At 46.1% G+C, this 20,791-nt stretch carries 23 protein-coding genes; 1 reads left to right on the forward strand and 22 read right to left on the reverse strand.

Annotation, left to right across the window (positions count from 1 at the left end; all coding sequences use genetic code 11):
* Positions 1-160: 160 nt before the first annotated feature.
* The 22 genes from QMZ64_RS17170 to QMZ64_RS17275 form a co-directional block, all read right to left on the reverse strand.
* Positions 161-556: a F0F1 ATP synthase subunit epsilon gene (locus QMZ64_RS17170; protein WP_020453254.1), complete on the reverse strand. Its 396-nt coding sequence runs from the start codon at positions 554-556 to the stop codon at positions 161-163.
* Between the two features lie 23 nt (positions 557-579).
* Positions 580-2,001 carry a F0F1 ATP synthase subunit beta gene (gene atpD / locus QMZ64_RS17175; protein WP_145651668.1) on the reverse strand — a complete coding sequence of 474 codons (1,422 nt, stop codon included), beginning with the start codon at positions 1,999-2,001 and terminating at the stop codon, positions 580-582.
* Between the two features lie 25 nt (positions 2,002-2,026).
* Positions 2,027-2,881, reverse strand: coding sequence for an ATP synthase F1 subunit gamma (gene atpG, locus QMZ64_RS17180; protein ID WP_243941749.1), 855 nt, complete (start codon positions 2,879-2,881; stop codon positions 2,027-2,029).
* Between the two features lie 88 nt (positions 2,882-2,969).
* Positions 2,970-4,478 carry a F0F1 ATP synthase subunit alpha gene (atpA, locus tag QMZ64_RS17185; protein ID WP_265625423.1) on the reverse strand — a complete coding sequence of 503 codons (1,509 nt, stop codon included), beginning with the start codon at positions 4,476-4,478 and terminating at the stop codon, positions 2,970-2,972.
* 7 nt (positions 4,479-4,485) lie between these two features.
* On the reverse strand, positions 4,486-5,040 hold the full coding sequence (locus tag QMZ64_RS17190) for a F0F1 ATP synthase subunit delta (RefSeq protein ID WP_243941747.1): 555 nt from the start codon (positions 5,038-5,040) through the stop codon (positions 4,486-4,488).
* Positions 5,037-5,555 (reverse strand): F0F1 ATP synthase subunit B, encoded by a 519-nt coding sequence (atpF, locus tag QMZ64_RS17195; protein WP_043925150.1) that lies wholly within the window; start codon positions 5,553-5,555, stop codon positions 5,037-5,039. The genes QMZ64_RS17190 and atpF overlap by 4 nt, the downstream gene beginning before the upstream one ends.
* 174 nt (positions 5,556-5,729) lie before the next feature.
* Complete coding sequence (gene atpE / locus QMZ64_RS17200; RefSeq protein ID WP_020453260.1) at positions 5,730-5,942, reverse strand: F0F1 ATP synthase subunit C; 213 nt, start codon at positions 5,940-5,942, stop codon at positions 5,730-5,732.
* Between the two features lie 49 nt (positions 5,943-5,991).
* Entirely contained in the window at positions 5,992-6,723 is a 732-nt protein-coding gene (gene atpB / locus QMZ64_RS17205) for a F0F1 ATP synthase subunit A (RefSeq protein WP_065644471.1), read from the reverse strand.
* Between the two features lie 7 nt (positions 6,724-6,730).
* Positions 6,731-7,114, reverse strand: a complete 384-nt coding sequence (locus tag QMZ64_RS17210; protein WP_020453262.1) for an ATP synthase subunit I — start codon at positions 7,112-7,114, stop codon at positions 6,731-6,733.
* 400 nt (positions 7,115-7,514) lie between these two features.
* Entirely contained in the window at positions 7,515-8,144 is a 630-nt protein-coding gene (gene upp / locus QMZ64_RS17215; protein WP_020453263.1) for a uracil phosphoribosyltransferase, read from the reverse strand.
* Positions 8,145-8,271: 127 nt separating this feature from the next.
* Positions 8,272-9,519, reverse strand: coding sequence for a serine hydroxymethyltransferase (gene glyA, locus QMZ64_RS17220; protein ID WP_025810647.1), 1,248 nt, complete (start codon positions 9,517-9,519; stop codon positions 8,272-8,274).
* 226 nt (positions 9,520-9,745) lie between these two features.
* Positions 9,746-10,288, reverse strand: a complete 543-nt coding sequence (locus QMZ64_RS17225) for a TIGR01440 family protein (protein WP_265625422.1) — start codon at positions 10,286-10,288, stop codon at positions 9,746-9,748.
* Between the two features lie 15 nt (positions 10,289-10,303).
* The gene (gene rpiB, locus QMZ64_RS17230) at positions 10,304-10,753 is read right to left on the reverse strand and encodes a ribose 5-phosphate isomerase B (protein ID WP_020453266.1); all 450 of its coding nucleotides are present in this window, start codon (positions 10,751-10,753) and stop codon (positions 10,304-10,306) included.
* Between the two features lie 137 nt (positions 10,754-10,890).
* Positions 10,891-11,346, reverse strand: coding sequence for a low molecular weight protein arginine phosphatase (locus tag QMZ64_RS17235; RefSeq protein WP_243941739.1), 456 nt, complete (start codon positions 11,344-11,346; stop codon positions 10,891-10,893).
* 151 nt (positions 11,347-11,497) lie between these two features.
* Positions 11,498-12,058 carry a manganese efflux pump MntP gene (locus QMZ64_RS17240; protein ID WP_023857078.1) on the reverse strand — a complete coding sequence of 187 codons (561 nt, stop codon included), beginning with the start codon at positions 12,056-12,058 and terminating at the stop codon, positions 11,498-11,500.
* A 74-nt stretch (positions 12,059-12,132) separates the two neighbouring features.
* Positions 12,133-13,176 (reverse strand): L-threonylcarbamoyladenylate synthase, encoded by a 1,044-nt coding sequence (locus QMZ64_RS17245; RefSeq protein ID WP_265625421.1) that lies wholly within the window; start codon positions 13,174-13,176, stop codon positions 12,133-12,135.
* A gap of 157 nt (positions 13,177-13,333) precedes the next feature.
* Positions 13,334-13,777 carry a GNAT family N-acetyltransferase gene (locus QMZ64_RS17250; protein ID WP_265625420.1) on the reverse strand — a complete coding sequence of 148 codons (444 nt, stop codon included), beginning with the start codon at positions 13,775-13,777 and terminating at the stop codon, positions 13,334-13,336.
* A gap of 342 nt (positions 13,778-14,119) precedes the next feature.
* Positions 14,120-14,779 carry a stage II sporulation protein R gene (gene spoIIR / locus QMZ64_RS17255; protein WP_265625419.1) on the reverse strand — a complete coding sequence of 220 codons (660 nt, stop codon included), beginning with the start codon at positions 14,777-14,779 and terminating at the stop codon, positions 14,120-14,122.
* A 118-nt stretch (positions 14,780-14,897) separates the two neighbouring features.
* Entirely contained in the window at positions 14,898-16,082 is a 1,185-nt protein-coding gene (locus tag QMZ64_RS17260) for an MFS transporter (RefSeq protein ID WP_265625418.1), read from the reverse strand.
* A gap of 74 nt (positions 16,083-16,156) precedes the next feature.
* Positions 16,157-17,203, reverse strand: a complete 1,047-nt coding sequence (locus QMZ64_RS17265) for a Gfo/Idh/MocA family protein (RefSeq protein WP_265625417.1) — start codon at positions 17,201-17,203, stop codon at positions 16,157-16,159.
* 13 nt (positions 17,204-17,216) lie between these two features.
* A complete protein-coding gene (locus QMZ64_RS17270) occupies positions 17,217-18,065 on the reverse strand; it encodes an HAD-IIB family hydrolase (protein ID WP_265625416.1) in 849 nt (282 codons plus the stop codon).
* Complete coding sequence (locus tag QMZ64_RS17275; protein WP_301441493.1) at positions 18,052-19,362, reverse strand: DegT/DnrJ/EryC1/StrS family aminotransferase; 1,311 nt, start codon at positions 19,360-19,362, stop codon at positions 18,052-18,054. Before QMZ64_RS17275 ends, QMZ64_RS17270 begins: the two co-directional genes overlap by 14 nt.
* Before the next feature lie 106 nt (positions 19,363-19,468).
* Here QMZ64_RS17275 and QMZ64_RS17280 point away from each other — a divergent pair, with 106 nt between their 5' ends.
* Entirely contained in the window at positions 19,469-20,458 is a 990-nt protein-coding gene (locus QMZ64_RS17280) for a LacI family DNA-binding transcriptional regulator (protein ID WP_265625414.1), read from the forward strand.
* Positions 20,459-20,791 lie beyond the last annotated feature (333 nt).

Below are 20,791 nucleotides of genomic sequence, written 5' to 3' on the forward strand. Positions count from 1 at the left end.
TTTCTGGCGGAAGAGAACATAGCTTACTATTTTGTATTATAGATAGATTCAAACTAAAAAGGCGAACGATTTGTGAACTTTTTTCAACATTTTTAATTCTGTTTAATCATGAATATAAAAGAACCCTTCCCATCCTTAAATATGGGAAGGATCCTCATCTTTATCTCGCAACATCCAACCGGTTAATCGCGCGTTTTAAAGCAAGCTCTGCCCGAATAATGTCAACATCTGGCGTATGCTTTTGCAAACGTTCCTCGGCACGCCGTTTTGCGGCCAAGGCGCGTTCTTTGTCAATTTGTTCAGATGTTTCCGCCGTCTGGGCCAGAATGGTGACATGGTCAGGGCGGACTTCAACTATGCCCCCGCTGACGGCAACCAGCTCAGTTTGACCGTCTTTTTTCAGACGGACTGCAGCAATTTTTAGCGGAGCAACCGTCGGAATATGGCCGGGTAAAATACCAAGCTCACCGCTCTCTGCTCGAACGCTTACCATTTCTATATCCGCATCGTATACTGGGCCGTCGGGAGTAACGATATTGACTTTTAAGGTCTTCATGCTTTTACCCTCCTAGGACCAGATTATACTTCTACACCCATTTCTTTCGCTTTTTCGACAACTTCTTCGATTCGGCCGACAAGACGGAAAGCGTCCTCTGGAAGGTGATCATACTTACCTTCAAGGATTTCTTTAAAGCCTTTTACCGTTTCTTTAACAGGAACATAAGAACCTTTCTGTCCCGTAAACTGTTCAGCTACGTGGAAGTTTTGTGAAAGGAAGAACTGTACGCGGCGCGCACGGCTGACGACAAGCTTATCATCGTCAGAAAGCTCATCCATACCGAGAATCGCAATGATGTCCTGAAGCTCTTTATAGCGCTGCAGGATTTGCTGTACTTGGCGGGCCACTTGATAATGCTCTTCCCCGACGATTTCTGGCGCAAGTGCACGAGAAGTTGAAGCCAGAGGATCAACCGCAGGGTAAATACCCATTTCAGACAGCTTACGTTCAAGGTTTGTTGTCGCATCCAAGTGAGCGAACGTTGTTGCCGGTGCCGGGTCAGTGTAGTCATCGGCAGGAACGTAGATCGCCTGAATCGATGTAACGGAACCGACATTTGTAGAAGTGATCCGTTCCTGAAGCTGACCCATTTCAGTTGCAAGCGTCGGCTGATAACCAACCGCTGACGGCATGCGTCCAAGAAGCGCAGATACTTCAGATCCGGCTTGAGTGAAGCGGAAGATGTTATCGATAAAGAACAATACGTCCTGGCCTTCTTTATCACGGAAATGCTCGGCCATCGTAAGTCCTGTCAAGGCAACGCGCATCCGCGCACCAGGCGGCTCGTTCATCTGACCGAAGACCATTGCCGTTTTGCCGATAACGCCGGAATCTTTCATTTCATAGTACAGGTCGTTTCCTTCACGCGTACGCTCGCCGACACCTGCGAATACAGAGATACCGCCGTGCTCTTGAGCGATGTTGTTGATCAGCTCCTGGATCAATACGGTTTTTCCAACTCCCGCTCCTCCGAAAAGACCGATCTTTCCGCCTTTGATATATGGAGCGAGCAAATCGACGACTTTAATACCCGTCTCTAAAATTTCAACCTCTGTTGATAGCTGATCAAATGTTGGAGCTTCTCTGTGAATCGGATCTTTGGCAGCATCAGCCGGAAGCGGCTCATCCAAATCGATGTTTTCCCCGAGTACATTAAATACGCGGCCGAGTGTCACGTTTCCGACCGGAACGGAGATCGGCTCTCCCAGGTCGATGGCTTCCATTCCGCGTGTAACACCGTCAGTTGAAGCCATTGCAATCGTCCGAACTGAATCATCACCCAAGTGAAGCGCTACTTCAAGGGTAAGATCGATATCCACTTCATTCTCGTTCTGCGCTTTATGTGTAACTTTAATCGCATTATATATTTCAGGCAAGTGACCGTCTTCAAAACGAACGTCTACGACCGGTCCCAATACCTGGCTAACGCGTCCTTTTTTCATCTCTATCCCTCCTGACAAGCTTTTTCTATTCTAAGGCAGCTGCACCGCCGACAATTTCCGTAATCTCCTGCGTAATCGCCGCCTGACGGGCACGGTTGTAAGACAGCTCGAGGTCAGCGATAAGCTCTTTCGCATTATCCGTTGCGTTTTTCATCGCTGTCATCCGCGCAGCGTGTTCACTCGCTTTACTGTCCAGAATCGCACCGAAAATCAAGCTCTCAGCGTACTGAGGCAGAAGCACTTCCAAAATTTCTTCTTCGTCCGGTTCAAATTCATAGGAAGTTCTTTTTTTGTTTGGCGCGATATCTGATAATGGCAGCAGCTTTTTCTCCGTCACCTCTTGAGAAATCGCGCTGACAAAGTGGTTGTAGAACAAGTAAAGTTCATCAAAGGTCTCATCGATAAACATTTGTACCGTACTGTTCGCCAAATCCTTGATTTCAGGAAAGGACACTTCGTCCCTGATTCCGGTCATTTCGGAAATGACCGGGATGCCGCGTTTTTTGAAAAACTCCCGTCCCATTTTTCCGATCGCGATGACCGCATATTCGTCTTTTGACTGATGGCGCTCCTGGATTTTCTGGTACGCTTTGCGGAGAACGTTTGCGTTAAAAGCGCCGGCAAGTCCGCGATCAGATGTGATGACCAGATAGCCGGTCCGCTTCACGGGACGGCTCGACATCATCGGATGCGTTCCGGTGTATCCAAGCGCAATATCAGCAACGACTTCCTGCATTTTCTCCATGTATGGAACGAACGACTTCGCTTTACTCTCAGCGCGGTTCAGCTTTGAGGCAGAAACCATTTGCTGAGCTTTGGTGATTTGACTCGTTTTTTTATTTGAAGTAATTCTGGATTTAATATCCCGTAATGAGGCCAAAAGGTTTCACCACCTTTTTGTTTTCAAATTCACTTCGAATTTACGTGAAAAAGAGAGAAAAAGAAGATCTTTTTCTCACTTCAAATGTTTAGTTGCTAGGTGCAAACGTACGTTTAAAGCCTTCGATCGCAGCCCTCATGTCCTCGTCGGCCGGAAGGTTTCCTGTCTGAGCAATTGAATCAAGGAGATCTTTATGGTTTTGATCAAGGTACATAAAGAACTCTTCTTCAAAGCGTCTGATGTCTTCTACAGGCACATCATCGAGGAATCCGCGGGTCAGGGCATAAAGAATGGCAACCTGCTTTTCGACGCGAAGCGGCTGGTTCAGGTCCTGCTTCAGAACTTCTACTGTACGGGCTCCGCGGTTCAGCTTGGCCTGCGTCGCTTTATCAAGGTCAGATCCGAACTGTGCGAATGACTCAAGCTCGCGGTAAGATGCCAAGTCAAGACGAAGCGTACCGGCTACTTTCTTCATCGCTTTGATTTGCGCAGATCCGCCGACACGGGATACCGATAATCCAGGGTTGACGGCAGGGCGCACGCCTGAGAAGAACAAATCAGACTGCAGGAAGATCTGTCCGTCTGTGATTGAGATGACGTTTGTCGGAATATATGCTGAAATGTCGCCAGCCTGCGTTTCAACAAACGGCAATGCTGTTAAAGATCCTCCGCCTTTAGCGTCGCTCAGTTTTGCAGCGCGCTCAAGCAAGCGGGAGTGCAGGTAGAATACATCCCCAGGGAATGCTTCACGGCCTGGAGGACGGCGCAGAAGCAAGGAAAGTTCACGATAAGCCGTTGCCTGTTTGGAAAGGTCGTCATACACAACCAGCACGTGTTTTCCGTTGTACATGAATTCTTCACCCATCGTAACACCCGCATACGGCGCAAGATACAAGAGCGGTGCAGGCTGTGAAGCGGAAGCTGTGACAACGATGGTATAGTCAAGCGCGCCTTTTTTGCGCAGCGTTTCAACGACACCGCGAACAGTCGATTCTTTCTGACCGATCGCAACATAGATACAAATCATGTCCTGATCTCTTTGGTTCAAGATCGTGTCAATCGCAATCGATGTTTTACCCGTCTGACGGTCACCGATGATCAGCTCACGCTGGCCGCGGCCGATAGGAATCAGCGCATCGATCGGTTTAATTCCCGTTTGAAGCGGTTCATGTACGGATTTACGATCCATAACACCAGGTGCCGGGCTTTCGATCGGACGGGTTTTGCTTGTGAGAACCGGGCCCATTCCGTCTACAGGCTGACCGAGCGGATTGACAACGCGGCCGAGCAGCTCTTCACCGACGGGAACTTCCATGATCCGGCCGGTTCTTTTGACTTCGTCACCTTCACGGATGTCTTTGTAAGGTCCCAAAATAACGATACCTACGTTTGATTCTTCAAGGTTCTGAGCTAAGCCCAGCACACCGTTTGAAAATTCGACAAGCTCACCTGCCATACAGTTATCAAGGCCGTGCACGCGTGCGATACCGTCACCGACCTGAATTACCGTACCTACGTCGTGAACTTCTATTTCAGACTGATAATTTTCAATTTGCTGTTTAATAAGAGTGCTAATTTCTTCAGCTTTGATGCTCACTTAGGTTTCACCCCTTCTTTCGATTTTCGCCTGCTAATTGACGTTCTATCCGGTCAAGCTTTCCTCTTACACTGCCGTCATAAATACGGTTTCCGATGCGGATTTTCACACCGCCGATCAGATCCGGATTCACTTCGTTCCTGACGCGCAGTGAAGCGGCGCCTGCTTCTTTCGCAAACACTTGAGAAAAAGAGGAAATTTCCTCTTCGCTGAGCGGTTTTACAGAGTATACGATCGCATCTTCCGTCCCGCGGTACCGGTTCGCCATTTTGACATATTCGTCCGCGAGATCCGGGACGATTGACGTGCGGCTGCGGTCAACGAGAAGATAAAGCGTATGTAAGACTGCAGTCGAAACAGATCCGAACGAGTCTTTTAAAATCTGCTTTTTCTTTTCAGCGGGCACTTTAGGATGACTCAGAACGGCATTGAGGTCTTTATGATCAATAAATATCTTCTTAACGACGGTCAGCTCTTCTTCTATTTCATTGACCTTCTTGGATTCAAGGGCAATGTCAAATAAAGCGGCTGCGTAGCGTTTGGAGACAGCTGATTGGCTCATCGGCTTTCTCCTACTTCTTTAAGATAGTCTTGGATCAGTTTTTCCTGGGCTTGTTCGTCAAGCTCTTTTTCGATCACTTTCGAAGCGATCATTACAGACAATGATGCAACCTGCTCGCGCAGCGCGCTGACAGCCTGGTCTCTTTCTTTGACGATTTCGCTTCTGGCTGATTCTTTCATGCGTTCTGCTTCCTGGCGCGCAGCCTTGATGATTTCATCCTTTTGCTGTTCTCCCAGTTTTTTCGCGTTTTCAATCAGAGACTGGGATTCTTCGCGCGCTTCTTTCAAAAGCGCCTGCTGCTCTTCAATGAGCTTCTTCGCTTCTTCATTCTTTTTCTCGGCAGAGGAAATCTCTCCGGTAATGTAGTCTTCACGCTCTTTCATTATATTTAATAGCGGCCCTAAAGCGTATTTCTTCAAGAGCGCTAACAAAATCAGCATGGCAACAAGCTGGAACAGCATCGTTCCGGCGTTAAACCCTACTCCTGCACCCATAACCTGTGGTAAAAAAGACATCGAATACGGCAACTCCCTTCTTGCAGATTATCTCTCCGAGGCCATCGAAAAAATGTTCTCCCTCTTTTTTCAAGAGGTTGTTTCTTCCGGCCATTATGACAGTTCAAGCAACCATAAAGCAATGGCGAAGGCCTCTTGCAGTGATCTTCGCCATTTTACTAGTTATATAAGTTTTTAGCCGAAGAATGCTAAGAACGCGATAACAACAGCGATAATCGGAAGGGCCTCAACCAATGCTACCCCGATGAACATAAGCGTTCTTAATTCTTTACCAGCCTCAGGCTGACGTGCGATTCCTTCTACTGTACGTGATACGATAAGTCCGTTACCAATACCTGCACCAAGTGCACCTAATCCAATTGCGATTGCAGCTGCTATTAAATTCATGAAAAAGTTCCTCCTTTAAATTGTTATCCTTATCGGATATGTCTTGTTTTTAGTGTTCATGACTTACTTTGTGAGACATGTAAACCATTGTTAACATCGTGAAGATGAATGCCTGGATTGTACCTACAAACAAGCTGAACGCCTGCCATAAGATCATCGGCACAACCGCTCCAATGGTTCCAACCAGCCCCATGAAAATGCTTTGAGAATAGAAGTTGGTTGCCAGTCCGGCAAGAAGGCCGAGCAGAATTTCGCCGGCGAAAATATTACCGTAAAGACGCAATCCCAATGTTAATGTATTCGCAAATTCTTCAATGATTTTGAGCGGCACTAAATACGGAATTGGTCTGAAAAAATCTTTGGTATACTCCCCCAACCCTTTTCTTTTCACTCCATAGTAATGAGTGAGGCCTACTACCATGACGGCGAGGGTTAAAGTAACCGCCGGATCGGCTGTCGGGGATTTCCACCATAATTCATGGCCTACTGTAATGGAAAACGGAAGGCCGAGCATGTTGGCAACAAATATGTACATCAGCAGGGTTATGCCAAGGGCGAGAAAGTCTCTGCCGACTTTAAGATCCATTGTGCTGCCGATAATATTGCGAACAAAGTCGACAATCCACTCCATAAAGTTCTGGGCTTTCGTCGGCCGGATCGCGAGTGTTCTTGTGGTCAGCACCGCTATCAGAAAGACGATGATGCTTGTCACAGTAATCATTAAGATACTTGATACATCAAAGTTAAGGCCTAAAAAGTTAACAACTCTTGATTCGTGCAAAGGGTCTTCACCTCTCTTCCATTGATGAACGTTTTAGCTGGATAAAGGAATCTATCATAATGACAGGATAAATTGTCATCAACCCCACAATGACGCCTGCCAAATGAATATATTCAGGGTATTTATAAGCAATGGCCGCCGCGATAATGGCGTTGCACAATCTGGAAGCAGTCCCGAGAGAACGGATCATTTTGCCTTTTGCCACTGCTTTATCGAAGGCCTGCATCCTTTTGGTCAGCAGCCAGAGATTGAAATAGCTGAAAACAGTGCCGGTAATCAGGCCTAAAAAAATCGCCTGAAATGGCAGAAATCCATAGCCTAACACGCAGACTGCTAAAATATATAGGACATATTTTTGTTGCCTACGGAATGAAAGACTCGCATCGGTCATCAAATACGCTCCTGATGTGAAAATTTTAAATCTATCTTACGATTACGGTAAACTAGGCGGTCTGACCATTTTACAGAACGTAGTGTTCTGTTCAAGACTTCACACACTCCGAAAATTCTCGGGCCGGTGATCTGTCTGTCGCCTGCAAATATGGGGTTTTCAAAGGATTTTAACAGAGGACTGGTCATTATGATAACCGCTATGAAAACCTTATCATAATAGCCTATTTTAGCATACAATAGCCCCCCTGAGGTGTCAATCTGTTTAAAGTTAAAAAACTATTCATAATCACAGCGCCTCTCACAAAATGTTCACAAATTCGCCCCATTTAAGACGCACACATGTTTAATTATGGTATAAAACACAAAAAAAGAAAACCCTTTTTCAGGATTTTCTTACATTATTTCGTTCCGAACATGCGGTCTCCGGCGTCGCCCAATCCGGGAACGATATATCCTTTTTCATTTAGTTTCTCATCCAAAGCGGCAATGTAAATGTCAACATCAGGATGATGCTTCTGAACTTCGTCTACACCTTCCGGAGCAGCGATCAGACACATAAAACGGATATTTTTTGCGCCGCGTTTCTTCAAGCTGTTCAGTGCCTCTACCGCCGAACCTCCGGTAGCCAGCATCGGATCGACGACGATGAATTCGCGTTCTTCAACATCGGATGGAAGCTTGACATAATATTCAACAGGCTTCAATGTTTCAGGATCACGGTAAAGCCCGACATGTCCGACTTTTGCAGCGGGAATCAGCTTCAAAATTCCGTCTACCATTCCCAGTCCCGCTCTTAGAATCGGAACAACCCCGAGTTTTTTTCCGGCGATGACGTTTGACTTTGCCATTTGCACAGGAGTTTCTACATTCACTTCCTCCAGCGGCAGGTCCCGCGTAATCTCAAATGCCATCAGCGTTGCAACCTCATCAACAAGCTCTCTGAATTCTTTTGTTCCGGTCTCTACATCCCGGATGTATGTAAGCTTATGCTGTATAAGAGGGTGGTCAAACACATATACCTTTCCCATATCCGTTTTCAGCTCCTTTTTTTCACACACTTCTATTGATTCTACATAAAAAAACAGCTTGTTTCAACAAAAATCAGGAGACAATTTTATGAAAAAAGCCGCCCCTTTTGGGAGCGGCACAAATATCTTAGTAATCAAGCCCGGTATATAACGGGTATTTGCTTGTCAGCGCTTCTACGCGCTGTTTTGCTTCTTCCAGCTTCGCTTCGTCTTCATGGTTTTTAAGGGCAAGCGCGATGATCGCTCCCACTTCTTCGATCGCTTCCAGATCAAAGCCGCGGCTTGTCACGGCTGCTGTACCGACGCGGATTCCGCTCGTTACGAAAGGTTTTTCAGGATCATAAGGAATCGCGTTTTTGTTAACGGTGATGCCGACTTCATCAAGCACATTTTCAGCCACTTTTCCGGTCATGCCGAGAGAGCGCAGGTCGACCAGCACAAGATGGTTATCCGTTCCGCCTGATACGAGCTCGATACCCTCTTTTTTCAACGTTTCAGCCAAGTGCTTCGCATTGTTGATGACATTTTGGGCGTATGTTTTGAATTCGTCTTTTAAAGCTTCGCCAAAGGAAACAGCCTTTGCAGCGATCACGTGCATTAACGGTCCGCCTTGAATTCCAGGGAAGATCGACTTGTCGATTTGCTTTGCAAACTCTTCACGGCAAAGAATCATGCCGCCGCGCGGTCCGCGAAGCGTTTTATGAGTTGTCGTCGTCACAAAGTCAGAGTAAGGAACAGGATTCGGGTGAAGACCTGCTGCTACAAGTCCGGCGATATGCGCCATGTCTACCATCACATAGGCTCCGACTTCATCAGCGATTTCGCGGAACTTTTTAAAATCGATGGTGCGCGGATACGCGCTTGCCCCGGCTACGATCAGCTTAGGCTTATGTTTGAGCGCTTTTTCACGTACATCTTCGTAGTCAATATACTGCGTCTCTTTATCAACGCCGTATTCAACGAAATTGTACTGAACACCGCTGAAGTTGACAGGGCTGCCGTGCGTTAAATGTCCGCCGTGAGCAAGGTTCATTCCCAATACGGTGTCACCGTGCTCCAAAATCGTGAAGTATACCGCCATGTTCGCTTGTGCGCCGGAATGCGGCTGAACGTTGACGTGCTCGGCGCCGAAAATCTGCTTGGCGCGGTCGCGCGCGATATCCTCTGCGACATCTACATGCTCACATCCGCCGTAGTAGCGTTTACCAGGATATCCTTCCGCATATTTATTTGTTAAAACCGAGCCTTGAGCTTCCATAACCGCTTCGCTTACAAAGTTTTCAGAAGCGATCAGCTCAATCTTCGACTGTTGACGTTTCCGCTCATCTTGAATGGCGCTAAAAACTTGTTCATCTTGCGCAGGTAAATGTTTCATCAGCGAGATCCTCTCCTATCTGTTTCCATTTCGTTAATTATACCATCTCATTGTACACGGTTTTTCATGCAAATGTAAGAGATTATTTTTAAAAATCGTTTTTTATTATTGGAAAAACCGAATATTAAACGAATAGACAAATCATATAGTTCGACATATCATTTGTTCAAAAAATTATTTTAATAAAGAAAAAAAGCCTGTCCGGCTCTTCCCCCCGCTTCTTCCGCTACTCCGCTTCATAGACGGTGCGGACGCCTCCAATCAGCTTCGGCCTTGTCCGCGCAAGCGTCACATGCGCTTCGCCCAGCTGTTTTTCAGAGACGCGGACAGGAACGGCCACAGGCTTTAAATGCATCCCTATAAACGTGTCGCCGATGTCGATCCCCGCTTCGGCCTCTATTTGTTCAACAAGGACAGGAGCCTTCATATGTTTATAGGCATATGAAGCCATGGAACCCCCCGCTTTCGGAACAGGAACGGCGAAAACAACGGGAAGACGGTATGTGTTCGCCGTTTCTTCCTCGACGACCAACGCCCTGTTTAAATGCTCGCAGCATTGAAAAGCAAGGGCGACTCCTGTTTGATCCCTGAGCTCTTCTAAGCCTTTGTAGACCGCTTCAGCGATTTGTCCGCTTCCCGAAGTGCCGATTCGCCTTCCGGCCACCTCGCTTGTGCTGCAGCCGATGACGACGATCTGGCCGTCGCGCAAATTTGCCTGCTGATGAAATTCATCTAATATAGAACGCCATGTCTGTTCGAGATTCTTCATGATTGACGACACCCTTTATTCATGCTTGTCTTCATAATCGGCGATTTTTCCGATACGGACGGCGTGCCGCCCGGCTGAAAACTCAGTCGTAAGCCAAACCTTTGCAATCTCTCTCGCTAAACCGGGGCCGATCACCCGTTCACCCATCGCAAGAACATTCGTATCATTGTGCTCTCTTGTCATTTTCGCACTGAAAACGTCGTGGACAAGGGCGCAGCGGATGCCTTTTACTTTATTGGCGGAAATGCTCATGCCGATTCCTGTTCCGCATATTAAAATGCCTCTGTCGGCTTCCCCGTCCGCCACTTTTTGCGCGACCGGAAACGCATAATCCGGGTAATCCACAGATCCTGAACCGCATTCGCAGCCGTAATCTTCGTATTCGATGTTCAATTCATCCATCAATGCCATAATTTCTTTTCTGATATTGATTCCGCCGTGATCTGAAGCAATGATTACTTTCATTGGAATGACTCCTCCTCGTTTGATGTGCCGCCAAAAGTCTCGCGGAGACCGTTAAGCAGTATACAGCCGGTATATATTTCTGATTGATCATGTCTATTGTACCCACTGCCGCTCGATTTGCAAACGCTCCTTAGCTTCTATTCCCGAGATTTCCCCGCCAGCATTTCTGCCAATTTTTTCAGCAGCTGCTCCAGCTCATCTCTCGTTTTTTGATAGTCGCTGAGAGATCCGCCGAACGGGTCAATAATGTCCCCGCTTTCTCCTTTGACATACTCTTTCAGCGTATAGATTTTATCTCGGCTCTTTGGAAATTCATGTACTGCCACCTGCTTGTGCTGCTCCGTCATCGTCAACACGAGATCCGCCCATTCAACCTTCTTCCCGGAAAGTTGTGAAGATGTATGATTCAGAGCGATGTTTTTTTCAAAAAGCGCTTCGACTGCATATAAAGAAGCTTTTCCGTTTTCAGGAGCAAACAACCCGGCAGATTTGACGGAGACATTCAGTTTTTTTTCGGCGGCCGCAGATTTAAAAAGCGCTTCGGCCATCGGGCTGCGGCACGTATTTCCAGTACAGACAAATAATATGTTCAATCTTGTTCACTCCTTTGTTCATATTATAAAGGATTCAGCCGGAAAATAATAAAATCCGCTCCAGAAATCAAAAAAGAGGGGTTATCGCCCCCTCTTTTTCTATGTTTTATTATGTTATGCAAAGCGGGAAGAAGATTTTCTCCTCTTTCAATTAAATGGGCAGCAAAAGCTTCAGACCGAAGCTCAGCAGGATGGCTCCTCCGAGCGCTTCGCTGTAAGCGCCAAGCCACGTTTGAACCTTTTTTCCAAGCAGCAGACCCGCCCAGGTTAACACCATGCTGAACAAACCGAACAAAAAGATCGTTAATAACGGTTTCGTCCCGTAGAGACCGAGACTGAGACCGACTGAAAAGCTGTCGAGGCTGACGCCGACGGCAAAAATGAATAAGCCGAAGCCGTGCGGAGAGATGATCTGCTCTCCGCTTTTATTAAAAGATGCGGCAATCATCTGAATGCCCAGCACCAATAAAAGCGCTCCTCCAAGATACCCTGCAAGCGCACCAAGCGCGCCCGAAAGAAACTGTCCTGCAATCATTCCGCCCAGCGGCATGATGACATGGAACAATCCAATAATGACGCCGATTTGAAAGATTTGGTTCCTTTTCAGCTTGGCCATTCCCATTCCAAGACCGACTGAAAAGGCATCCATGCCGAGTGCAAAAGCCATGATCGAGAGCGTCAGGATTTCGCCTATCAACACATCAACATTCATGCAATTCCCCCTTGGACACGCCAGCTTTTCTAGCTTATGCACGTCCAAAGGCGGATAGAACAACCCTGCTTAGGCTATGCTTCGATTACGCGGTGGCCTGCCGCTTTCAAGAGCCGGTTCATAATCGCCCGGCCCACCCCTTCCTCAGGGAAAGACTCCGCAAAAATAAAATCGAGCTGTTCTTCGTCAAAGCTGCGGAGAACGTCATACAAACCGGCGGCAACCGTTTCAAGACGGTCTCTTCTGCCGCAGATGCGGACGGCATCCGCCTGATAGGCACCGGCCCGTTCCTCTGTCGTAAGGACGCCGACTTTCATGCCGTCTTTCTGATATTGGCCGATCAGCCGTTGAATATCTTCAACGCCTCCGTTCACAATGGCAAGCGGCGCTTCCGGTGCATAATGCGTATATTTCATCCCTGGAGACATCGGCGCCTTTTTTTCGTCGGTGAGGCCCTGGTCAATCAAGACAGAGCCGGCCGCTTCTTCGAGCTGCTCTTTTGTGACGCTGCCCGGCCTCAAAATGACCGGAATTTCACCGGTGCATGAAACAACTGTTGATTCAACCCCTACTCCTGTAGGACCGCCGTCAACGACACCTGCAATCCGTCCGTTTAAATCGTGGACGACATGCTCGGCCTTCGTCGGACTCGGTTTTCCGGACAGATTGGCGCTCGGGGCGGCCACCGGAACGCCGGCCTGTCTAATCAGCTCAAGGGCAACAGGATGATCAGGCATTCTGACCGCGACCGTATCGAGCCCCGCCGTCACCTTTGTGGACAACACCCCGGGCCTGCACGGCAGCACAAGGGTCAGCGGTCCGGGCCAAAAACGCTTCATCAGCATTTCGGCCTGAGGCGAATCAACCTCTGCAAATTCTCCGAGCTGTTCAATTTCAGCGATGTGGACAATGAGCGGATTGTCGCTCGGACGCCCTTTCGCTTCGTATATTTTAGCTACCGCTTCGCTGTGTTTGGCGTTTGCACCAAGACCGTAAACCGTCTCTGTCGGAAAAGCAACCGTTTCATTTTGCTTGAGCAGTCTTGCCGCTTGTGCAATTTGTGGACAGTTTGTGGACAAATCACGTTTTACATCCACAGTCCATACTTTTGTTTTCATCACCATCAAAACTCCCTTAACAAAACACTAAAAACGTTAATCATTCATGTAAATCCTGTTGAAAGTATAAAAGATGAAGAAAAAGAAAACAAGCGTTGTCCACATTTTGTGGATAACGCTTTTGAATCCGTGGATATCTCTGTGTATAAGTTAACGGCTAATGAGACGTTTTTTCCATCAAAACGGCTCCGTTTACGCTCAGTGAGTCTGAAACATGCTCTGATCCATCAAGCTCTACCGGAATTGCCGCAGCTTGTTTAAAACCGAGCACTTCAAGGAAATCCATCGATGTTCGTTTATTGGCAACTAAATACAGGGTTTGGATTCCCCGCTTTTCACACAATACCTGCATGCTTTGAAACAGGGAAACGATGTGGCCCTGGCTGAGCTTGTCAGACACGACAAGCGAGCGCAGCAGCCCTTTTTTGTTTTCAAATTCCTCCATTCCGAGGCAGGCGACGATTTCATCGGGAGGGTCTTCCATCATGATAAACTGGCTCTTCGCTTCCTCAAGGCCTTTATGGCTTGTCCCCGCCTTTTTTAAAAACGCTTCAATCGCATTCATGTCTTTCATTTCCGCTAACCTCAATTGGTAGAACATCTTTTCACCCCGTTTTTTAACTTCTCTATCCAATCTATGAGGGCGACAGTAAAATATACCTTTTGATTTGGAAGAATGCCGGCTATTGATTTTTCAATTTTGATTAGCAGGAACTCATGCTTTGAATGAGTATGCAAATGAACTCTGTACTGGTGATAAGACAGTTTCTCTTCTGCCGGGCAATGTAATTGGCACATCAGGAAGGGGCAGAAGGTGTATATCCGAAAAGCAGTATTTTCCCCGAACCGTTTTGGAAAATTATATCATATTCAAAAGCGTGAATAACCATCATGAAAAAACAAACAATAAAAAACCGCCCTGCACGAAAGCAAGGCGGTCTCTTTAAGAAAAAAGCCCGGTAATCCATTCGACAAGAAAAAATTTCACTTCTTTGTCTTCTTTATCTTCGCCAGATTTCGCTTCATCCGCCGCGACTGTTTTTTCTTCCCGACGGTTTTCCCCGGCAGCGGTTTGTTCGTCTTCAGGCGACTTTACGGCTTCCCCATTGGAAAAATCAAGAAAGCAAAGCGGCGGAAACAGGACGCACCACCAGTTGGCTCCCTCTCCCTTGCCTAATGTAATTAAAACAGCCTCATATTCCCCGGCTGGATACACCATATTACCGTATAGTTTTGTCGGAAATGAAACTCGATCAAAACGGACAGACACGGATTGCCGGACATTTTCGCGCTTCATGACATCCTTGGCAACCTCTTTGATTTCAGGCAGCTTCGACCTGATGACTTGTCTCGCTTCCTCAACCGAGGTCAGGTTTTCCACCCAATTCGTAATTTGTTTATTGACCTCATCCCTGATTTTACGTTTGACGCTTTGGTCGCTCCCGCTGTCGCTGTTTGCCAAAATTCGCAGCCGAATCGCTTCATCTGGAATCACAGCAGGCTTCCCGCCCGATGATTGGGCCGTCTCTTCCGTCGTGAGATTTGCAAGCGCTCCTATTAATAAAAGAAAAATATACATACAGGCAATGTTTGATTTCTTCATTTTCCCCACCGTTCCTCTCCGTTCTTCAACCTTTTCTAGCAATATTATGGTCAAAGATGGAACGGTTTAAACGGATGCTGAAAAAAATCCTACTAAGCTTGTAATCTCTTCCTAAAATCTACATATCCAAATGGCTCTGCTTGTTTTTTTGCAGGCCGGATAAAAAAATCACCGCGCTGATGACGAGCAGCAAGCCCCCCAATCCGCCGAACAACAGAAACGGGAAGACAGCCGCTGCGCTTGCATCAATCGCCCAGCCGATCAAGAATGAAAGAAGCGCTCCTCCCAGACTTGCGGATGAAATGAAGAGACTGGTGATTTCCTCTGTAAAAGGCTTTCCAGCCAACGAGGCCAGAGTGACGGCGCACGGAAAAATGCCGGCTGCCGACAGCCCGATGAAAAATACGAGGAGCAGCTGTGTTTGATGAACCGGAAACCACGCCATAATCAAAAGCAAAACAGTCAAGGCTCCGGCACTGAAGATCAGAAAGGCAACGGAAGTTAAGCGTCCGCCAAAAATACTTGTCAATAAACGCCCGCACACCATTCCCGTCCAAAAAAACGAAACGCTGATCACGCTGATTTCTTCCGCTCCTTTTTCCAGCATCAGCGCCGGCAAAAAGTTTGCGAAATTGGTCTCGATACCCGCATATACAAAAGCGAATATGAGAAAGAGGAAAATGCTTTTTTCTTTCTTTCCGGTTTCAAATATGGCTGACACAGTCGGTTTTTCCTGATAAGCCATTTGACCGGAAGCAGTGTCAGGGGTTTTTCTGCACAAATAAACCACCCACATACACGCAAGCACAAAAACGAAGATAAATAAAGCATACAAGGGGAAATGCCAGGCATATCGTTCCGTAAGGATATAAATAAGAAAAGGAAACAGCAAAGCGCCTAATCCGAAAAAAACCTCTAAAATATTCATCCCCTTCGCATTTTTATCTTGTGCAATCACATACGCTCCCATCGTCGTTTCTAAAGTACCGGCGCCAAAGCCGAGCAAAAACCCCATGATGACAAAAAAGATGAACATATCAAAAAGGAAAACGCCTAAAAGCGTTACGAGAATAAGTAGAAGGCCAAACGTCAATACAGCCGTATGAGAGGTGCGTCTGACAAATATCGGCGCAAGCAGGACGCCGATTAGAAAACCGGTGAATTGGAAAAAGATCAGGAAGGATAGATCGTGAACATCCCGGTGATATTCTTGAATGATATACGGTGACAGGCTCCCCAGCAGAATATGGATAACCCCTACAAGAAAATAAAACGAACAGCCGAATAGAAATATTTTTTTCATTAGACTCACTCCTTCGTTGCAGACCATAAAACCCTTGCGGCTATTGGCACGGCCGGCAAGGGTTTTTCGCAATGCTAGTTTGCTTGTTTTGAAAGGGACAGCTGCTGACCTTTATTGAAAAATTCATTTAAGTAGAATTGTGTCTTGTATCCATCTTCAAAAGCGGCAAGCGATGCGAAATTGCGATCCCGAATTCCGTTCATCCATTGAATCAGCTGAACTCTGAAGGAATCGGCCCATCCGTAAAATTCATTTTCAGGGTCTGTCAGCCACGTGTCCGGCATTGTTATCATCTGCTCCGTCAATCCGGTCCTCAGCAAAAACTGATTTTTCTGCCGTGAATGATAGTAAAATACGCCGTTTTGGCCATTGACCTCGATGCTAAAGCCGCACTCATCCGCTTTTGTGCATTTTGACGTAATCATATTGACAAACACATGATTTTCAAGCTGGCCGTATACTTCAGAATGATCATCAACATATACCTGTTTTTGTTCTTTTTCTTTGACGACCGTCATCATTTTGACTTTTAAACTGTCCAGTTTAAACGGACTGTCGAACAAATAAAGAATGAGATCGATTAAATGCACACCCAAATCTCCTAATGCACCGCTCGTTTTGTTGCTTTTCGAATGATCGCGCCAAGTATATTTTTTTCTTCTCAAGGCGCTGTTTTTCTTAAAATGGACATTGATGGACAATATATCTCCAAGTTCATTGCCGGATATCATATCTTTTAGGCGCTGAACAAATGTGAGATGGCGGTAATTGAAGCCCATGATCGGAATATAAGCAGATTGAGACGCCCTGTTTTTCATCTCCTCCGCTTCTTCCATTGAGACAGCCATCGGTTTTTCACACAATACATACTTACCTGCGGCCATCGCTTCAAGTACATGTTCTTTATGGCAAAAGTTCGGCGATGAAACGATGACTGCCGTCGACTGATTCAGCAGCTCCTGCATACTGTTAAATACAGTTCCCCCGTATTCAAACGCACATTTACGCGAGGCAAGCGAATTGACATCAAAAAACCCTGAAAGCTCGGCACCTTTGACTGTTGAAAGAGCTTTCGCATGAGCTTTTGCAATTCCTCCGGCTCCAATAATTCCGATTTTCATCTAAGGACACTCCTTATCGTTTGATATGGGCTTTTAGCACTTCTAAAATTCCAGCCGTATAGCTTCCTTCTGTCATACGGGAATGGAGCGACTTGGCTTCTGCTGTCGCATTCCCCACCAGATAACCATGTCCGGTTTTTTTAAGCATATCCACATCGTTTCCGCTGTCGCCGAAAGCAAATGAATTCTCCCTCTCTATCGCGAATTTATCCAATATAAAATCCACAATGTACGGTTTGCCTGTCCGCAAGGGGATAAAGTCCACATCATAGCTGTTTTCCGGATCGCCTGCCAAAGGATTGCAGCGATTGATATTTACTCCTATTTCATGCTCTCTTGCAAGCCGCCTGATGGCTTCAAGCGCCCTCTTATCTGTGCTCTCATCCGAAGATCTATAGTAATAGTTGATTTTATAACGGGAAAAACCATGCTGAGTCTGAGGCACAAGCGCAATCTCATATTTTTCAGAGAGAGTCTGCTTGATTTCTTCGACCATATCATGGGAGAAATTTGATTCTTGCAAGCGGGCTTCCCAATCTTTATCAGAGACTTGGCCTTCTTCAGAGAAATAAGTGATCTCAGTGCCAAGATCACTGGCGACAAAATGCGGAAGATATCGAAAGCCTCCCCGCTTCATTTTTGCAAGAACGGATGACAGGCCGCTCCCGGTCACCCAGCCGAGCAAAATCTTGTGATCAAGATGGTGCGAATGAATAAATGTTTCAAGGTCCATGAGCGCTTTCCTCGATTCATCGGTGATGCTGTGGGCGAAATATGTCTCATCAAAATCACAAAATACGGCGTACTTTGGCTTGTTTACTTGCTGCAAGGTGTGAAAAGAAAGTGTTTCATGATACGACATCAATTAAGGCCTCCATTACTTTGTCTTGTTCTTCTACGGTGAGTCCCGGATAGAGAGGGAGCTGAAGCATTTGTTTATGCACTGATTCAGTGACCGGCAGCGATGTGTGCTGATAATCGGCTTTTACAAGTGGTGTGTTTTGATGATGGGATAAAATCGGGTAGTATATATCTGTTTGGACATTATGAAATTTAAGCATCATATCTTTGACTTGATCTCGATTTCCGCTTATTATTTTAATTGTAAACAAATGCCACACGTGATCATCGGTCATTTGAGGCAATTGGATCAGACCTCTGTCTTCATACTGTTGCAAATGCGCAATATAACGATCAGCTAAATATAAACGCTTCAGATTATTTAATGAAAGATGTTTCATCCTTGCCAGTCCAATAGCGGCTTGCAGATTATCAATCTTGGCGTTAAAGCCGTAATCAGCCGCCTTTTTATTTTTTTGGTTCAGTTCAAAGCCGTGATACATATATTCCATGCATGCGGATGCAAATGATGGATCATCCGTCACAATTGCGCCGGCTTTTCCGCAAGTGCCGAGATTTTTATACGGATTGAAGCTTAATATGGAGCAAAGGCTGTTTTTTCCCAGATCGACGCCGATCGACTGGCAGGCGTCTTCAATAATCGGGATGCCGTATTTATCAGCGATTTTTGCAATGGCTTCCATGTCAGGCAGCTTTCCATAAAGATGTACAGGCAAAATGCATTTTGTTTTCAAAGTGAGGCATGCTTCAATTTCAGAAGGATCCATGCAAAATGTAACAGGGTCAATATCGCAGAAAACCGGAGTGGCTCCAGCTGCAAGCACGGCGTTTTCCGTTGCAGCAAAGCTGTTTGCAGGCATAATGACTTCATCACCTTGTCCAACACCCGCAGCTTTCAGTGCGACAATCATGGCATCGGTTCCGCTGGAGGAAGCCATGACATGCTTTTTTCCCAAAAGAGCGGCTATTTCAGCTTCAAATACACCGACATAAGAACCGCTTGTAAATTGCCCGGTCGGCAGCACGCCTTTCACCGCATGAATCACATCATCTACTTCTTCTTCTGTGATCAGTCGATGAAGCGGCATAAAATCAACTCTGGAGGGCGGAGAATCCATTCTGTTTAACAAATTGGCGGTCAAGTCGAATTGGTCCTGCTGCAATGTCTCTTTTAATTTTTGATTGGCCAGTGTGTCGTCTATACGGCATTCACCAGCGAGCTTCCCTTCCTTCAAATCATTCAGAAGAACAAATAGCTGTTTGCTTGTGCAAGTCATGTTTTCGCTTGCGGTTTTCATCAATTTCACCCCATTTTTATTATTTTGGGAAATTGTCATATTTCATGACATATCTTAAATGATGGAATCGATACCATAACAACTCTTTTTTTCAGGAAGTGACTTTATGCCTACGATTGACGAAATTGCAAAATTAAGTAATGTGTCAAAAACAACTGTTTCAAGAGTACTGAACGACCATCCCTATGTATCTGAAGAAAAAAGGAAGCGGGTTTTGGAAGTCATCGAAAAATTGGATTACATCCCGAACACGTCTGCACGAAAGCTCAGATCCAACAAAACGATGTTTCTCGCAGTGTCTGTCCCTCACGCGGACCACCCATTCTTCGCGCAGCTCATGAAGCATATGTCCGCTGAAGCACTGAAACACCAATACAAAGTCATTGTGTTTCAGACGTTTTATCAAAAGCAGAATGAACTGAAAGTACTGGAGCTGCTCAAGAGGAAAGAAGTTGACGGGCTTATGTTATGCAGCCTTGAAAATGAGTGGGAAGACATCAAAAAATACGTCAAATACGGTCCCGTGGTCTTGGCAAATGAATTCCACGCCGAAGCGGACGTGCCGGTGATCTGCTATGACGAATTCGAAGCCGGATATAAAGGAACGGAGCTTTTTATTCAAAAAGGGCATCATTTAATGGCCTTTTGCTGTGACACGATACACAGCAAGGCCCAGATTATGAGAAAAGAAGGGTTTATGAAAGCATTGTCTGATGCGGGTTTACGTTTCCAGGAGAAGTGGATGTTCAGCCACGCATTTACCATTCATGACGGCTTCCGCATTATGGACCAGATCCACAACATGTCCGAAAAGCCGACCGCCATTTTTACGGGAAATGACCAAGTGGCCGCAGGATTGATTAAAAGGGCCCGCTATTATCAATATGAAGTGCCAAAGCAGCTTGCAGTGCTTGGATATGACAATCAATCGATCTGTGAGGTGACCGATCCGGAAATCACGACAATCGATATTCCTGTTGAAGAGCTGGCTCAAAAAGCCGTATGTGCAATGATAAACCTTCTGAATGGGGAAAGCGGCTTACAGCGGGAAGTCGTGACACTGTCCCCTACATTAAAAATAAGGCAATCTGTTTAGGCTATATATTAATCTTGAACTATTTTTTATTTTATTCAGATAAAGATTTTGTTAAAAAATAGTAAAGCAGGTTGTCTGAACGGTCATAGCTGCGGTTCCTGTTTTTTAACGAAAAAGACCGCCGGGAATTTGAACTGCCCCCTTTTGTTAGCATTGGATGGTGCAGTTTTTTTATGGCTGAATTGACAGCTGAGGAAAAAATACACGCGGTTAAAAGGTATTTTGCGGGGAATGAGGGACATAAACGGATCAAGACCAAATAATAACCACCCGTGCTAACGGGTGGTTTTCTCTGCGGCTGAAAGCCTTTGTTACTGACCAAACCCTAAAGGG

The organism is Bacillus sp. LB7 (assembly GCF_030449715.1).
Classification (GTDB): domain Bacteria; phylum Bacillota; class Bacilli; order Bacillales; family Bacillaceae; genus Bacillus; species Bacillus paralicheniformis.

Coding starts and splice junctions, on each gene's coding strand:
- QMZ64_RS17170 (WP_020453254.1), bottom strand. CDS start 556: ATGAAGACCTTAAAAGTCAATATCGTTACTCCCGACGGCCCAGTATAC.
- atpD (WP_145651668.1), bottom strand. CDS start 2,001: ATGAAAAAAGGACGCGTTAGCCAGGTATTGGGACCGGTCGTAGACGTT.
- QMZ64_RS17190 (WP_243941747.1), bottom strand. CDS start 5,040: ATGAGCCAATCAGCTGTCTCCAAACGCTACGCAGCCGCTTTATTTGAC.
- atpF (WP_043925150.1), bottom strand. CDS start 5,555: ATGTCTTTTTTACCACAGGTTATGGGTGCAGGAGTAGGGTTTAACGCC.
- atpE (WP_020453260.1), bottom strand. CDS start 5,942: ATGAATTTAATAGCAGCTGCAATCGCAATTGGATTAGGTGCACTTGGT.
- QMZ64_RS17210 (WP_020453262.1), bottom strand. CDS start 7,114: ATGACCGATGCGAGTCTTTCATTCCGTAGGCAACAAAAATATGTCCTA.
- upp (WP_020453263.1), bottom strand. CDS start 8,144: ATGGGAAAGGTATATGTGTTTGACCACCCTCTTATACAGCATAAGCTT.
- glyA (WP_025810647.1), bottom strand. CDS start 9,519: ATGAAACATTTACCTGCGCAAGATGAACAAGTTTTTAGCGCCATTCAA.
- QMZ64_RS17225 (WP_265625422.1), bottom strand. CDS start 10,288: ATGAAGAATCTCGAACAGACATGGCGTTCTATATTAGATGAATTTCAT.
- rpiB (WP_020453266.1), bottom strand. CDS start 10,753: ATGAAAGTAATCATTGCTTCAGATCACGGCGGAATCAATATCAGAAAA.
- QMZ64_RS17240 (WP_023857078.1), bottom strand. CDS start 12,058: ATGAATGTTGATGTGTTGATAGGCGAAATCCTGACGCTCTCGATCATG.
- QMZ64_RS17245 (WP_265625421.1), bottom strand. CDS start 13,176: ATGAAAACAAAAGTATGGACTGTGGATGTAAAACGTGATTTGTCCACA.
- QMZ64_RS17250 (WP_265625420.1), bottom strand. CDS start 13,777: ATGTTCTACCAATTGAGGTTAGCGGAAATGAAAGACATGAATGCGATT.
- spoIIR (WP_265625419.1), bottom strand. CDS start 14,779: ATGAAGAAATCAAACATTGCCTGTATGTATATTTTTCTTTTATTAATA.
- QMZ64_RS17260 (WP_265625418.1), bottom strand. CDS start 16,082: ATGAAAAAAATATTTCTATTCGGCTGTTCGTTTTATTTTCTTGTAGGG.
- QMZ64_RS17265 (WP_265625417.1), bottom strand. CDS start 17,203: ATGAAAATCGGAATTATTGGAGCCGGAGGAATTGCAAAAGCTCATGCG.
- QMZ64_RS17270 (WP_265625416.1), bottom strand. CDS start 18,065: ATGTCGTATCATGAAACACTTTCTTTTCACACCTTGCAGCAAGTAAAC.
- QMZ64_RS17275 (WP_301441493.1), bottom strand. CDS start 19,362: ATGAAAACCGCAAGCGAAAACATGACTTGCACAAGCAAACAGCTATTT.
- QMZ64_RS17280 (WP_265625414.1), top strand. CDS start 19,469: ATGCCTACGATTGACGAAATTGCAAAATTAAGTAATGTGTCAAAAACA.